Here is a 14683-nt window from a genome sequence, read left to right as displayed (position 1 = left end):
GACAGCACCGCAGACACCTCGAAAGCCCTCGGCCGCTCTTTATAAGCAGGGTTGGACAGGTGATACGAGCTTGCTCTTGACAGCACCGCAAACACCCAGAAAGCCCTCGGCCGCTCGCGGTCGCTCCGCGACATATCCGCGCTCTCCGCACAGCCCGCGCGGATAGGGGTCGTCGGAGCGACTCCCCGTTGGCGCGACCGGCCGTCGCCCTTTCAGTCCGCCAGGACAGCACCGCTCCGCAACCGCGACAGCACCGCACAGCAACCGCAAGCCTCAGTCCTCCCCAGCCTCGGCCGGGGCGCGCCGGCACAGCACCGCCGCAGCGCGCCCCGGCCTCCCTCGCACGCGTTGCTCGCGCGCGCCGACCGCACCGCCCCGCACGCCGGCCAGCCGGCGAACGACGCCAGCCGACGAGCCGCCGCGAGCGACGCCCGGCCACCACTCCGGGGTGGGACTGAAAGGGGCAGCCGCTGAGCGGGACGCCCTGCGAAGTAAGCACCGCAACCCGGCGAGCGACCGAAGGGAGCGAGCCGGGTGAGGAGCGCAGCGAGCAGCGCGACCGCCTCAGCGGCTGGGGCTTTCTGGGTGTGCCGAGTGGTGTCGCCCGCGACGATAGCCGAATTTGTTTATAAATGCGCCCGCCTCAGCAGCTGTGGCTTTCGGCGCATGCTGAGTGGTGTCGCCTACAACGGTGCCCGATCAACCGGCACAAACAGACCGGTTGAGTTGGAGCTCTTCTATCGTCCCACCCGACCTCACAGCTGAGCGACCGCGTCGAGTTCCTAAAATCGCGAGTGACCCGCAACCGTTTACAGAGGGGACCCCGAGGCGGTTACTATGCTCATCACTGGCGCGGAGCTCGCGGACGGACGCGTCCGGGACGTGCGGGTCGAGGGCGAACGGATCACGGCCGTCGCGGAGGGGCTCGAACGGACCGACGACGAGCGCGTCATCGACGCGCGCGGGAAGCACCTCCTGCCGGGCGCCATCGACGTCCACGTCCACATGCGCGACCTCGCGGACGTCCACAAGGAGACGTGGGCCAGCGGCTCGCGCTCGGCCGCGGCCGGGGGCGTGACGACGGTCGTCGACCAGCCGAACACGACGCCGGCGACCGTCGACGGCGACGCCTTCGACGAGAAGGCCACCGCGGCGATGGAGTCGCTCGTTGACTACGGGATCAACGGCGGCGTGACCGGCGACTGGGACGCGGACACGCTGTTCGACCGCCCGATCTTCGCGCTCGGCGAGGTGTTCCTCGCGGATTCGACCGGCGACATGGGCATCGACCTCGACCTCTTCCGGGAGGCCGTCCGGCAGGCGACCGCCCACGACACCACCGTCACGGTCCACGCCGAGGACGCGACGCTGTTCGACGACCTCGCCATCGACGGCGACCTCGGCGGGACCGGCCGCGAGGCGAGAGCGAGCGCCTGGTCCGACTACCGGACCGCGGCGGCCGAGGCCGCGGCGGTCGAGCGCGCGGTCACGGTCGGCGAGGAGGCTGGCGGGCGGGTCCACATCGCCCACACCTCCACGCCGGAGGGGATCGACGCGACCGCGGGCACGGACGTGACCTGCGAGGTGACGCCGCATCACCTCTTCCTCTCGACGGAGGACGCGGACCGGCTGGGGACGTTCGGCCGGATGAACCCGCCGCTTCGCTCGGAGGAGCGCCGGGAAGCGGTGTTCCAGCGCCTGCGCGACGGCGAGGTCGACGTCGTCGCCACCGACCACGCGCCACACACGGTCGCCGAGAAGCGCGCCGAACTGCTGGACGCGCCGAGCGGCGTTCCCGGCGTCGAGACGATGCTCCCGCTGCTGCTCGAATCCGCCCGGACCGGCGACCTCCCGCTCGATCTCGTTCGCGACGTCGTCGCCGCCAACCCGGCCGACGTCTTCGGGCTCCCGAACAAGGGCGCGGTCGCCGAGGGCAACGACGCCGACCTCGTCCTCGTCGACATGACGGCCCCGCGCGACGTGGAGGCCGGCGCGCTCCACTCGCAGGCGGGCTGGACTCCCTTCGAGGGGCTCCGGGGGATCTTCCCCGAGTACACGCTCGTCCGCGGCGAGATCGTCTACGAGCGCGACCCGGTGACCGGCGCGGAGTCGTTCGGCGCGCCCGTCGGCGAGAACGTGCGCGCGGAGTAGTCCTCCCTCCCGCCGAGCCGCTGATCCTCCCGCCGGCCAGGTCGTTTGGTTCGGCCTCCGCACACCCGTCACTCTCATGTGCCTGAACTCCTAACGTGGGTTACGTTGCCACCACTCACTGCGGGCGGACCGCGCGTGCCCGTGCCGTCAGTGAGCCGTCACTCCACTCATTGCCATGACTGACGCCACCGACGCCGGCCTCTCGGGCCGTACAGCCCTCCCGACCGACGAAGCCGCCGCCCTCACCGACCGCATCGTGGCCAACGTCGAGGAGGTGATCGTCGGCAAGCACGACGCCGTCGAGCACATCCTCGTCACGATGCTGGCCCGCGGCCACCTCCTCCTGGAGGACGTGCCCGGCGTCGGGAAGACCACCCTCGCGAAGGCGATCGCCCGCTCCGTCGACTGCTCTTTTAAACGGGTCCAGTTCACTCCCGACCTGCTCCCCTCGGACGTGACCGGGGTCAACGTGTTCAACCAGAAGACGAACGAGTTCGACTTCCAGCACGGCCCGGTGTTCGCCAACTTCGTCCTCGGCGACGAGATCAACCGGGCGCCCCCGAAGACCCAGTCCGCGCTGCTGGAGGCGATGGAGGAACGCCAGGTGACGACCGACGGCGTCACCCGCGAGCTGCCGGACCCCTTCTGTGTCATCGCCACCCAGAACGACGTCGAGCCCGGCCGCACCTACGAGCTGCCCGTCGCCGAGGTCGACCGCTTCACGAAGAAGCTCCGGCTCGGCTACCCCGACGAGGCGGAGGAGGCCGAGATCCTCGACCGCATCGCCGGCGAACACCCGGTCGAGTCCCTCGGGTCGGTGGCCTCGATCGAGGAGCTGCGTCGGGCTCGCGAGACCGTCGCCGCGGTCGAGGCCACCGAACCGATCCGGTCGTACGTCGCCCGCCTGACGAAGTACACCCGGGACCACGCCGCGCTCGGTGCGAGCCCACGGGGCGGCATCTCGCTCCTGCGGACGGCGAAGGCGCGGGCCGTCCTCGACGGGCGCGACTACGTGATCCCGGACGACGTCCAGACCGAAGCGCCGAGCGTCCTCGCCCACCGCATCCGCCCCGAGTCCGGCTCCCGGACCGGCAGCGACGTTGTGGGCGCGGCTCTCGACAACGTCCCGGTCGAGTAGATGGCCGCCATCCGCCTCACCCGGCGCGGACGCGCCCTCGTCGCCATCTGCGTCGGCGCCGTCGTCATGGCGGTCCTCTCCGGCGCTCGCTCGCTGAACGCCGTCGTCCTTCCCAGCGTCGTCGCGCTCGCCGCCGCGTACCTCCAGCTCGACGGCCTGGAAGCGCCGGGGGTGCGCCGCGATCTCCCCCCGGACGACTTCGCCGGGAGCACCCACGAGGTCACCCTGCGCTTCACGGACCCGGACCAGCCGGGGGCCGGCCTCGCGGACAGCTTCGTCGCCGCGGTCCGTGACACGGTCGACGAGGGCCTCTCCGGCCCGGACGAGCCGACGCGCACGACTGTCGGTGCGGTGCCCGTCTCCTACGACGTGACCTACGAGGCCCGCGGCGAGCGGGCGCTCGGCCCGGCGACGCTGGCGGTGACGGACGTCTTCGGGCTCCTCGAACGCGACCTGCTCTGCCGCGGAAAGGAATCCGTCCTCGTCTATCCGAACCGCTACCGGGTGCCGGCCTGGGTGCGCCAGGAGCTGTACCACGACGAGGCGCTGGGCGCGAGTCGCCAGCGCGACGAGTTCGACCGCCTGCGCGAGTACGCCCGCGGGGACGCCCTCCGGGACGTCCACTGGGCGACGACCGCGAAGCAGGACGAGCTGGTCGTCAAGGAGTTCGCGGCCCAGACCGAGCAGCGCCGGGTCGCCATCAGCGGCGGCGCGCGCGGCGGCACCGCCGACGACCTCGCCAGCGCGGCGACGAGCATCGCGCTCGCGCTCTTAGACGACGGCGTGCCGGTCGAGGTGAGCGTGCCGAACGGGCGCGTCACGACCGGCCCGAACCCCGAGGGGCGCCGGCGGCTCCTCGGCCTCCTCGCGCGGACGCCGGAGGGCGCGGTGCCCGACCCGGACGCAGACGTCGTCGTCGACGCCGACCACAACCGGACGACCGTCAGGATCGACGACCAGGCGGTCGACTTCGCCGAGCTGCGGGAGGCAGCGGCGTCCGCGGCGAGCGGGGACGGGGAGTCAACCACCTCGGCGCCCATAGCCGACGATGCTGCCGATGACGACGGCGTCGCCGTCGATGGCGGCGTTGCCGTCGACAGCGGCGTTCCGATTGGCCATCGCGATTTCGAGGACTCCCCACGGGGAGGTGAGTCGCCGTGAACTGGGACGTGTTCGACCGCGACGCCGGCGGGGTCGGTCCGGGCGAGGTCCTGCCGGAAGGGCTCTGTCAGCCGCCGGTGGCGGGAGTCGCGCTGGCGACGGCGGCGTTCCTCAGCGTCTGCCTGTCGATCACGGACGTCGTGGGCGGGAGCGCCCGGGTCGTCGTCGCGGTCGCCGGCGCGCTCGTCGCCGGCGTCGCGGTCGCGCGCGTGCTCGACGTCCGGACCATCGGCGTCGTCAGCGCCGTGCTCTTCGCGGTCAGCCTGACGGCCTACTACTTCGCCGTGCCGGAGAGCCAGCGGGCGCTGTTCACCGCGAGCAACGTCGTCTTCGACACGGTCTCGCTGCTGACCGGCCTCTCCGTACTCCGGCTGGCGGTGGCGGACGTCTGGGTGCTGGCGGTCGCGCCCGTGCCGACGTTCCTGGCGTGGGCGCTGGCGGCCCGGGGCCGGCACCTGCAGGCCGCGTCCGTCGCGGGCGCGACGCTCGCCTTCTTCGTGCTGACGGGGGACGCCGGCACGGCCGCGACCCTGCTCGGCGTCGTCGGCGTCGCGCTCACGGCCGGGCTCTCGACGCTGTCCGTGCCCGGCGGGCTCGATTCCGAGTGGAGCACGCTCGCCGTCGTCGTCGCGACGATGGTGCTGCTGTCAGCGACGCTCTCGGTCGTCCCCGGCGGCGCGGCCCAGCCCTGGCAGCCGGACCGGGGCACGCCCGGGATCGAGTCCTCCCTCGTCGGGCAGACCGACCAGGTGAACGTCGTCGGCTCGGTGCGGCTCTCGCCGGAGGTCCGGTTCACGGTCGAGAGCACGCAGGAGGCCTACTGGCGAACGGGCGCGTACGACCGGTACACCGGCGACGGGTGGGTCCGGACCGGCGAGGCGGAGCCGTACACCGGCCGCCTGGAGAGTCCGCCGGGCACCTCGATCACGGTCGAGCAGACGGTGACCGCGAAGACGCCGCTGGACGCCATCCCCGCGGCCTGGAAGCCGGTCTCCGTCGACAGGGTCACCGCCCGGAGCGCGCAGGTGAGCTCCGTCGGCGGGATCTACCCGGCAGCGACGATCCCGGAGAACGAGACGGTGCGCGTCGAGAGTCAGGTGCTCCAGACGACGCCGGAGCTGCTCCGCGAGGCGGGGACCGAGTATCCGGACGGCATCGAGGAGCGTTACACGCAGCTCCCGGAGAGCACCCCCGACCGCGTCGGCGAACTGACGACCGACGTCGTCGAGCAGGCGGACGCCAACAACTCCTACGACAAGGCCGTCGCCATCGAGCGCTACCTCGAGGCGAACAAGGAGTACTCGCTCACGGTCCAACAGCCCGAGGGCGACGTCGCCGACAGCTTCCTCTTCGAGATGGACGCCGGCTACTGCACCTACTTCGCGACGACGATGGTCGCCATGCTCCGGTCGCAGGGCATCCCCGCGAAGTTCGTGACGGGCTACAGCGCCGGCGAGCAGGTCGACAGCGACGAGTGGGTCGTCCGCGGCCAGAACGCCCACGCCTGGGTGATGGTCTACTTCCCGGACCAGGGGTGGGTCCGGTTCGACCCGACCCCGGGCGCGGCACGCGAGGAGGCCCGCGAGGCCCGGCTCGTCGAGGCCCGGCAGGACGGCGCAGAGAACGTCGACACCAGTGCCACGCTCGACGAGGAGGAGACGGAGACGCCGACGCCCACCGAGACGGAAACGGACCCCACGACCGACAACGGCACGAACGGCACCGGCCCCGGCGGGGACGCGGTCGCGCCGGACGGCGGTGCCGGCGACGTCGACCCCGGCGACGTGCCGGGGCCCAGCACGCCGGCAACCGTCCAGAACGGCGACCTCGCCGACCAGGTCGACGACAGCGACGGCGGGAGCGGGGACGGCGTCCTCCCCGACCGCGAGACCATCGGGTTCGGCCTCCTGGCCCTCTTCGGGCTCGTCGCCGCCGGCCACCACGTCGGCGCGACGAACCGCGCGTACCGCGGGGCCTGGCTCCGGATCCCCTTCCGGCGCCGTGACCCGATCTACGACGTCGAGCGCGCGTACGCCCGCCTCGAGTTCCTCCTCGAGCAGCGCTACCGCGCCCGCCGACCCGGCGAGACCCCGCGCGACTACCTGACCGCCCTCGACGCCCGCGGCGCCGACGACCGCGTCCACCGGGTCGCGGACGCCTACGAGCAGGCGATGTACGCCGGGGAGATCGACCGCGAGACGGCCGACGACGCCGTGCGCGTCGTTCGGCAGCTGGTGCTCGAAGCAACGCCGATCCTCCGCTGGTTCGTGTGATCTTCCGGGGGTGATCGAGGACGATCTTCGGCGGTTTTCGAGGGTTCAGCTTTTAAATGGAGCCGTTGCCTGCGACGGTTCCTGGTCGACCGCGAGAGGTTCACGCGTCGACTCTCGGCGTTTATAAATAAGGTCGGATGTTGTTGCTGGTGTCACCACTCAGCACACCCAGAAAGCCCCAGCCGCTGAGCGGTCGCGCTGCTCGCTGCGCGCCTCGCCAGCTCACTCGCTTCGCTCGTTCGCTGGCTCGGTGCTTGCTTCGCAGTGCGTCCCGCTCAGCGGCTGCCCCTTTCAGTCCCGCCCAGGAGTGGTGGTCAAGCGTCACTCGCGGCGGCTGGCTTGCTGCCGACGCTCGCCGGCTTCCCGGCACGCGGTCCGGAGCGGTCGGCGCGCGCGAGCAACGCGTGCGAGGGAGGGCGGGGCGCGCCGCGCGGTGCGTGGCCGGCGCGCCCCGACCGAGGCTGGGGAGGGCTGAGGAATCGCGGTGGTGTCGCGGTCGCGTTGCCGTCGCTGTCGCGGTTGCGGTCCTGGTGGACTGAAAGGGCGACGGCCGGTCGCGGTGTAACGGAGTCGCTGAGACAGGCACTATCTGGACCGGGCGGTGCGGAGAGGTCCAGATATCCTGCTCAGCGACCGCGAGCGGCCGAGGGCTTTCTGGACGTTTGCGGTGCTGTTAAGCTCAGCAGCGTCTGCACCTGAACTTCCGGTTTATAAGCAAGAGCGGCCGAGGGCTTTCTGGGTGGTTGCGGTGCTGTCAAGAGCAAGTCCGTATTACCTTTTTAAACCAATATAAAGAACGACCAAAGAATTCCAATGGGTCTGCGAAGCCATCGCAGTAACAGAACCCAAATCAGCCCAACTAATGACCCATCAGGCAGTCCGGGCTTCTTAAATCCGGCACGAACCTACAGCCGCCAATAGTGGATCTGCACGTCAGGTACGAGGGTGACGACGACCCCGACAAGTGTACGGCGCGGAAGCTCTCGCGGTTCGACCTCGCGGAGCTGCATCGCTCGGACCGCGCGACCCCGGGCGGCGTCGTCCTGAACCCGCACGCCGAACAGGCGCTCTCGCCGGCCGACGCGGAGCTGGCCCGCGAGCGGGGGCTCGTCGCGCTCGACTGCTCGTGGGAGTCCGCCGGCGAGAAGCAGTTCTCGATGCGGGGCGAACACCGGGCGCTCCCGTACCTCGTCGCCGCGAATCCGGTCAACTTCGGCCGGCCGATGGAGCTGACGACCGTCGAGGCGTTCGCCGCCGGCCTCCACATCCTGGGCGAGCCGGAGCAGGCCGACGAGATCCTGGGCAAGTTCACCTGGGGCGAGACGTTCTCCGAGCTCAACGAGGAGCCGCTCCGGCGCTACGCCGAATGCGAGGACTCGAGCGAGATCATCGAGATCCAGCAGGAGTACCTGGATCGCTAGCGCGACCCGGAAGCGAGGCGAGGCTCCGCTCTCTACGCTCCTTCCCTTTTAAATTAAAACCGCGCCGTTCAGTCGACGAACGTCAGTATTTTGCCGTACTCGTCGGGGATCTGGGCCGTCGCGCGGTCGAGTTCGTCGTCGGGCACGACGCGCTCTAAGGTCCCCGAGACCTCCTCCACGTACGTCTCAGCGGTCGATTCGGGGACGTCCGTGCGCGCGGCGACGCGCTCGACGAACTCGTCCGGCCCGAAGTCGCCCGCGGCTGGGTCCTCGTAGTCGACGAGCCACTGGGTCGCCCGGCCGTGGAGGAACGCCGCGACGTCCTCCGCCTCGCCGCGCGTGAGTCGCTCGCCGAGGACCTCCAGCGTCGCCTGCGCGGCGTCGCGCTCCTCGCCGCCGAGGGACGTCTCGGCGCGGACGGCATCGAGGAACGTCTCCTCGACCGGGACCTCGCCGCCGGCGACGATGGCGCCGTACTCCGACGGGAGCTGAGCGCGTGCGTTCGCGAGCTCGTCCTCGCCGACGTACTCGGCGACGGCGGCGAAGACGCCCCGAAGCGTCGCCTCCGGTTCCTCGAGGTGCCCGACCTCGTCGGCGACGGCGTCGACGTAGTCACCCAGCGACTCGGGCGACCGATGGCGGTCGTCGACCTCGTGGACTGCGCTCGCATACGGCTGCGGGAGGTGCTCCGCGAGGTCGAAGGCCTCACCCTCGGAGAGGTTCTTCCCGAGTCGCGACAGCGCCGCGCGCGCGACGCGGTCGGCCTGCTCCTCGGAGTCGAACGGCGCCGCGTTCGCCACTAGTTTGCGGAACTCCTGCTCGCTCATACCGAGTGAACCGGCGATGGGCGCGGTAAAAAGGGCGATGGCCGTTATAAACGCCCGGAGAACGGCCGACAGACGCATGACACACCTTCACACTCAAAAGGCTCCGGCCCATATCCGTAGTATGGACGCAACGCGTCTCGAACGAGCGCTCGAGGAGGAGTTCGGCGGGACGGCCGCGGAGCGGCGGGTGGTCGCGCGCGAGGCGCGCGACCTCTCCGACTCCGGGAAGCCGAAACGCGACCGGGGCCACGCGCTGACGGTGCCGGACGTACTGGAGCACCTCGCGGACGCCCCCGAGGACTCCTCGCTCGTCGAGCGCTGGAACTGGTGGATGGGCGCGCTCGACACCGCCCACGGCGGCTACCAGCGGTTCACCGTCCGCATCGTCGAGAACGACGAGGAAGCCGGCGTCGACCGCTGAGGGCCGGTCCGGGGTACGCGCGCACGCCGCCCCCGATTGCTCGCGCCGAACCGAAAACGCCGCCGAGGCCGTCGCTGTCCCTTACTTTCACTTTCACTCCGGGTACGGCTGACCTACAAGTGGGAACCTGTCCACCCTGTAGGTATGAACGCTCGAACCGCCCCGACGCCGCAGTTCGCCGCGCCGACCCGGCTCGACGTCACCGATTGCGCCGCCGCGCGCATCGAGGCCCGCGCGGAGGCAAACCAGCTCGACGACGCGGAACTGTACCTCGAACGCCGCGGCGGGAAGACGTTCCTCGTCGCGAAACCGACCGGTCGCTGACGGAGCCTCGCCGCGCCCGACGGTCGCGAGCCGAGCCGCCAGTTCGAACCCTTTTGTGAGCGCGTCCCTCACCGTCAACACATGCCCGCCGAGGACGACATCTCGATCGAGGAGAAGCGCGTGTACGCCGGCTCCGCCGGTCGCACTGACGTGTTCGTCGCGAGCGGGCTCGGGCTCGTCCGCGTCGCTCTCTCCGGCGACAAGATCGGCGAATTCACCATGGTCAGCCGCGGGACCGTCCGCGACGTCGCCGTCAGCCCCCGGCGCGACGCCCCCGACCGGATCGCGGTCGCGACCGACGAGGACCTGCGCGTCGGCAATCTCACCACCGGGGACGACCACGTCGCCGGCGACGAACTCGACCTGACGGATGCGGGCGTCGGCCCGGCCGCCGCCGTCGACGACCACAATAGCGGCTTCCTCGTCGCCGGCGAGGACGGCGCGGTGTCAGTCGTGGGGGCCGGCGGGGACGAACGTCGCATCGACCGCATCGGGAACGTCGACGACCCGCGCGCCGTCGACGCCCCCCTCGTCGCCGCGGCGGACGGCGTTCACCGCGTCGTCGGCGACGACCCCGACGCCGCCAGCCTCTCGAACGTCGGACTCGCGGACGTCCGCGACGTCGCCGGCGCCGGCGTGCCGCTCGCCGCGACCGCCGACGGGCTCTACTACCTCGGCAACGGCTGGATGGACGCCCGACCCGAGGCCGCGGCCGTCGTCGCCGCCGACGGCGAGGGGCACGCGCTCGCGTCGACGGAGGCGGGGTTCTACCGCCACGCCGGCGACGCCTGGGGACCGGACTCGTGGGCCCTCGCTGCGCTCCCGGTCGACGAGCGGGTCGTCGCCGCGGGCTACGGCCCCGGCGTCGCCCTCGCGGTCACCGAGGCGGGAACGCTCTGCGTCGACGCCGGCGACGGCTGGCGGCATCAGGTCATCGGCGCACGCGACGTGGAAGGGATCGCTGCGACGCGCGTGGACTAAGTACGGGTAGCGTCCTTGAGCGGGGTAGCGAGGCCAACCCCCTTTGAACGTGTGTTGGTGAATGGATCGTCGCCGGCGAGACCACTCAGCATGCCCAGAAAGCCCCAGCTGTTGAGGCGATTGCGCTTATAAATACGCTCGCTCCTCGTCGCGGGCGACACCACTCGGCACGCCTGGAAAGCCCCAGCCGCTGAGCGGTCGCGCTGCTCGCTGCGCTCCTCACCCGGCTCACTCGCTCCCTTCGGTCGCTCATTCGCCGGGATTGCGGTGCTTACGTCGCAGGGCGTCCCGCTCAGCGGCTGCCCCTTTCAGTCCCACCCCGGAGTGGTGGCCGGCGCGTCGCTCGCGGCGGTTCTATGGCGGTCGCCGCTCGCCGGCTGTCCGGCGTGCGTTGCAGGGCGGTCGGCGCGCGCGAGCAACGCGTGCGAGGGAGGCCGGTGGCGCGCCGCGCGGTGCGGGGCCGGCGCGCCCCGGCCGAGGCTGGGGAGGGCTGAGGAACTGCGGTTGCGGTGCTGTCGCGGTCGCGGTTGCGGTGCTGTGGCGGTCCTGGCGGACTGAAAGGGCGACGGCCGGTCGCGGTGTAACGGAGTCGCTCCGACGACCCCTATTCGCGGCGGGCGATGCGGAGAGCCGCGAATATGTCGCGGAGCGACCGCGAGCGGCCGAGGGCTTTCTGGGTGTTTGCGGTGCTGTCGAGAGCCAGAACGTATCACCAGCTCCAACCAACGCAAAGCGAGTGGCCGAGGGCTTTCTGGATATTTGCGGTGCTGTCGAGAGCAAGTCCGTGCCACCTATTTAAACCGATTAATAAAGAGCGGCTGAGGGCTTTCGAGGAGTTCACGTTGGCGTCGAGAGGAGCAGCGTCTGCAGCAGGCCGCTCAGTTCGGAAGGTTACTCGGTTGCGAATCACATCAGGTCGACTCCAACGGGATCCCGAAACCCAGCCACCCCGGACGACTCCCGATCAGTAAGGAAACGCGTATAACGGCGGTCGCGGAATGAACGCGTATGATTATCCCCGGCTCGGGGTCCCAGGCGCTCGCGGCGGCGCTCGCCGAGGCGACCGGCGAGGCGCTCGCGACGCCGACGTACGACCGGTTCCCGGACGGTGAACAGCTCGCCGCCGTGCCCGACTTCGCGGGCGACTCGGCAACGATCGTCTGCTCGACGACGGGCGACGAGGCATGGGTCGAACTGCTCCAGCTCCAGGACGCCGTCCGCGAGGCCGGCGCAACGGAGATCACGACCGTCATCCCGTACATGGGCTATGCGCGCCAGGACCAGGCGTTCAAGCAGGGCCAGCCGGTGTCCGCCCGCGCGATGGCCCGCGCGGTCTCGACGGGGACGGACCGCGTCGTGCTCGTGAACCCCCACGAACCGGACGTCGCGGACTGCTACGACGTCCCGGTCGACCACGTCGACGCCGCCGGCGTGCTCGCGGCCCCCCTCCCGGCCCTCGACGACCCGCTGTTTCTCGCCCCGGACGAGAGCGCGGTCGGGCTCGCCGAGACCGTCAGCGAGGCCTACGGCGCCGGCGACACGGACTACTTCGAGAAGCACCGCGACCGCGACACCGGCGCGGTCGAGATCGAGCCGTCGGACGCGACGGTCCAGGGGCGAGACGTCGTCGTCGTCGACGACATCATCGCCACGGGCTCGACGATGAGCGAGGCGATCGGCGTCCTCGAAGCCCGCGACGCCGACCGCCTCTTCGCGGCGTGTGTCCACCCCATGCTCGTCCGCAACGCGGCCACGAAGCTCCGGAACGCCGGCGTCGAGCGGATCGTCGGTACCGACACCGTCGAGCGGGAGTGCAGCTGCGTGTCCGTCGCGGCCGCCGTCGCCGACGCACTCTGAGGACGACGGCGTCCGAACCGCTCAGGCCGTCTCCTCAGGGTCGATAGTTCCCCGGCTCCGAATTCGCGGGAGCAGCTCCCGGTACCCCATCAGGTACGTTCCGACGTACAGCGCGATGCAGCCGACGCCGAGGTACCACGCACCCATCACGAAGTGTCCGGTCGTCACGGCGCCGAGCGCGAACTCCTCCAGCCGGAGACCGGTGATCGAGAACAGCCCGGTCCCCAGCGCCCAGGCGACCAGTTCGACGATCTCCGCGGCCGACGCGGGAACGGCTTCGTCCATACCCTCGAGCGGCCGGGCCAGCATTGTCTACCTTTCGAAACCCGGGGCTTCGGGTCGCGGACCAAAAGGATTTCAACCCTCGCCGGTCCGACGCCCTTGCATGGCAGGACGCTACGGCGATCTCGAATACGGACGACTGACCAAAACCGGCGTCGTCGCCGGCGCAGTGCTGTTCGCGGTCGGCGCGCTCGCGGAGTACGGGCTCCAGGCGACCGGGAGCATCACGCCGACGCTCGAATCGGTGTTCCTGGGCATGGAGTTCCTCGGCCCGCTGCTGGCGCTGCTCTCGGTGCTTCTCTTCGGCGTGGCGCTGCCGCTGACCGAGTAGGCGGGCACCAGCGAACTCGCATCACTTCGATCTCTTTGCTGGCGGAACGTTCGTCGGCTTTTATTAGTGATCGTGCGGGATCAGAGTTCTCCATTCCCGCGTGTTCAACTGGATAGCCGTAGAACCACCAGAACGGGCTTCTCATCATCTCGACAGAATATTTATAAATGGGTCACAGGAGTATATCCATTCCCGGTTCCAGCGGATGACTCAAAATAAGACCTGTGAGTACTGTTCGGACGAAATCCCGCGTAACTACTTCGAGTGTAACTTTTGCGGGCTCCGCCACTGTTCCGATCATCGACTGCCCGAGACGCACGACTGCCTCGGGCTGAAACTGGCTCGCCGGACAGATTTGGACATACATCCGAGCGGTACTGCATCTCCGGAAAGGATTCTCGACGAGGTCGGAAACGTCCCGGATAGCGACAACAGCCCCGATGAGGTAGCAAATTACGTTTCGGATCAGGGCGTTCCTGACTTAGACAGGTACGAGGAAGACCAGTCGGTCGCATACGATACGGTCGATCCGGTCGTCTACTCAAGCACACCCGATCCGGAGTTCGACTCATCGCCGGATGTCAACCTCGATGGAAGTATTGATAGAGGTGTTGAATCAACGGAATACGGGGAATCAGTAAATAATGGGAGAAGCAGTCTCCGGTTTGGCCTCGGACTCCTCATCGTAATTATCCTCGTGTCCGCTGTAGTCGTATTCGTCTTTTCTCAGATCTAAATCAAAGGGTAGACATTATTATACTGCCAACACGTCACGCGACCGATGAGGGTACGCCAACGTCAACTCGTCTATGGAAGCATCATCGGAGCTTCTACGTTTCTCGTGGGATGGGCAGCTACGTATCTTCTCACGCCGGCCGACCTTCTCGCCGAGTATTCTCGATGGAAGGTTACTTTATGGGTGTATTTGAGTGCCCACTTCGTGAAGATATCAGGTATTCACGTCGGAGGATTAGGGGCTGCCTTCACCGAAGTCGACCTAATCAAACAGTTGCCATTACTTCACAGTCTCCGAGTGCTTCCGCTATTGCTCACAGTGCTCGGGGGTGTTCTCGTGGTCGAGACTGTGAATTACACCGAACGCCTCTGGTACCTGTTGCAGAATAGCTCGTCACTACTGCTCGGTTACCTGGGTGCTGGGCTTCTCGCGTTTGTGGTGTCGGAAGCTCAACCGGGTGTCGCCGCAATCGTATTGGTCGGGGGTGTTCTCTGCTCTACTCTGTTTATCGGAGCTACGCTTGCCCAATATCTCACGGGAAACCTGCCGATCTTCGGAGTAGTTTCGCTTGGCGGTGTCATCGGCATCGGGTTGCTGGTTATCATTGGTGGGGTAGCAGTGCTTCAGTCGGTGGGGCCATTACTCGCTGTGGCAACGACAGGCACTGTACTCGGAGCGATCCTCGCCTGGTTGGCGCGAAACTCCCCGCCGTAATATCCCAAAAACGCACACAGAGATACTCGAATAACGACTTTCGAGACTTGAACGAGACACGGGATA

Annotated in this window: 14 protein-coding genes; 12 read left to right on the top strand and 2 right to left on the bottom strand. The window is 68.9% G+C overall.

Annotated features, from left to right (window positions below; all coding sequences use genetic code 11):
* Positions 1 to 837 precede the first annotated feature (837 nt).
* The 5 genes from ACQE3M_RS01205 to ACQE3M_RS01185 all read left to right on the top strand — a co-directional run bounded on the left by ACQE3M_RS01205 (position 838) and on the right by ACQE3M_RS01185 (position 8144).
* Complete coding sequence (locus tag ACQE3M_RS01205; RefSeq protein WP_430503642.1) at positions 838 to 2151, top strand: dihydroorotase; 1314 nt, start codon at positions 838 to 840, stop codon at positions 2149 to 2151.
* Between the two features lie 175 nt (positions 2152 to 2326).
* The gene (locus ACQE3M_RS01200) at positions 2327 to 3289 is read left to right on the top strand and encodes an AAA family ATPase (RefSeq protein ID WP_430503641.1); all 963 of its coding nucleotides are present in this window, start codon (positions 2327 to 2329) and stop codon (positions 3287 to 3289) included.
* Positions 3290 to 4450: a DUF58 domain-containing protein gene (locus ACQE3M_RS01195; RefSeq protein WP_430503640.1), complete on the top strand. Its 1161-nt coding sequence runs from the start codon at positions 3290 to 3292 to the stop codon at positions 4448 to 4450.
* The gene (locus ACQE3M_RS01190; protein WP_430503639.1) at positions 4447 to 6723 is read left to right on the top strand and encodes a transglutaminase TgpA family protein; all 2277 of its coding nucleotides are present in this window, start codon (positions 4447 to 4449) and stop codon (positions 6721 to 6723) included. Before ACQE3M_RS01195 ends, ACQE3M_RS01190 begins: the two co-directional genes overlap by 4 nt.
* 920 nt (positions 6724 to 7643) lie before the next feature.
* The gene (locus tag ACQE3M_RS01185; RefSeq protein ID WP_430503638.1) at positions 7644 to 8144 is read left to right on the top strand and encodes a DUF367 family protein; all 501 of its coding nucleotides are present in this window, start codon (positions 7644 to 7646) and stop codon (positions 8142 to 8144) included.
* 68 nt (positions 8145 to 8212) lie between these two features.
* On the opposite strand, the gene ACQE3M_RS01180 is transcribed toward ACQE3M_RS01185, so the two are convergent.
* Positions 8213 to 8971, bottom strand: coding sequence for a DUF2267 domain-containing protein (locus ACQE3M_RS01180; RefSeq protein WP_430503637.1), 759 nt, complete (start codon positions 8969 to 8971; stop codon positions 8213 to 8215).
* Positions 8972 to 9092: 121 nt separating this feature from the next.
* Here ACQE3M_RS01180 and ACQE3M_RS01175 point away from each other — a divergent pair, with 121 nt between their 5' ends.
* The 4 genes from ACQE3M_RS01175 to prs all read left to right on the top strand — a co-directional run bounded on the left by ACQE3M_RS01175 (position 9093) and on the right by prs (position 12554).
* Positions 9093 to 9392: a hypothetical protein gene (locus ACQE3M_RS01175; RefSeq protein ID WP_430503636.1), complete on the top strand. Its 300-nt coding sequence runs from the start codon at positions 9093 to 9095 to the stop codon at positions 9390 to 9392.
* Between the two features lie 144 nt (positions 9393 to 9536).
* Positions 9537 to 9716: a hypothetical protein gene (locus ACQE3M_RS01170; RefSeq protein ID WP_430503635.1), complete on the top strand. Its 180-nt coding sequence runs from the start codon at positions 9537 to 9539 to the stop codon at positions 9714 to 9716.
* A gap of 81 nt (positions 9717 to 9797) precedes the next feature.
* The gene (locus ACQE3M_RS01165; RefSeq protein WP_430503634.1) at positions 9798 to 10697 is read left to right on the top strand and encodes an HVO_0234 family beta-propeller protein; all 900 of its coding nucleotides are present in this window, start codon (positions 9798 to 9800) and stop codon (positions 10695 to 10697) included.
* Between the two features lie 1008 nt (positions 10698 to 11705).
* Positions 11706 to 12554 carry a ribose-phosphate diphosphokinase gene (gene prs, locus ACQE3M_RS01160; protein WP_430503633.1) on the top strand — a complete coding sequence of 283 codons (849 nt, stop codon included), beginning with the start codon at positions 11706 to 11708 and terminating at the stop codon, positions 12552 to 12554.
* A gap of 21 nt (positions 12555 to 12575) precedes the next feature.
* Here the strand turns inward: prs and ACQE3M_RS01155 are convergent, their stop codons facing one another.
* The gene (locus ACQE3M_RS01155) at positions 12576 to 12839 is read right to left on the bottom strand and encodes a hypothetical protein (protein ID WP_430503632.1); all 264 of its coding nucleotides are present in this window, start codon (positions 12837 to 12839) and stop codon (positions 12576 to 12578) included.
* A 100-nt stretch (positions 12840 to 12939) separates the two neighbouring features.
* On the opposite strand from ACQE3M_RS01155, the gene ACQE3M_RS01150 reads away from it, so the two are divergent.
* From ACQE3M_RS01150 to ACQE3M_RS01140, 3 genes are all read left to right on the top strand, one after another.
* Complete coding sequence (locus ACQE3M_RS01150; protein ID WP_430503631.1) at positions 12940 to 13167, top strand: DUF7860 family protein; 228 nt, start codon at positions 12940 to 12942, stop codon at positions 13165 to 13167.
* Between the two features lie 100 nt (positions 13168 to 13267).
* A complete protein-coding gene (locus ACQE3M_RS01145) occupies positions 13268 to 13903 on the top strand; it encodes an AN1-type zinc finger domain-containing protein (protein ID WP_430503630.1) in 636 nt (211 codons plus the stop codon).
* Positions 13904 to 13948: 45 nt separating this feature from the next.
* On the top strand, positions 13949 to 14617 hold the full coding sequence (locus ACQE3M_RS01140; protein ID WP_430503629.1) for a hypothetical protein: 669 nt from the start codon (positions 13949 to 13951) through the stop codon (positions 14615 to 14617).
* Positions 14618 to 14683: the final 66 nt, after the last annotated feature.

This window comes from Halosubterraneus shenae, assembly GCF_050510935.1.
Lineage (GTDB): Archaea > Halobacteriota > Halobacteria > Halobacteriales > Haloferacaceae > JBDGPU01.
This window is presented reverse-complemented; position numbering and strand designations above follow the sequence as displayed.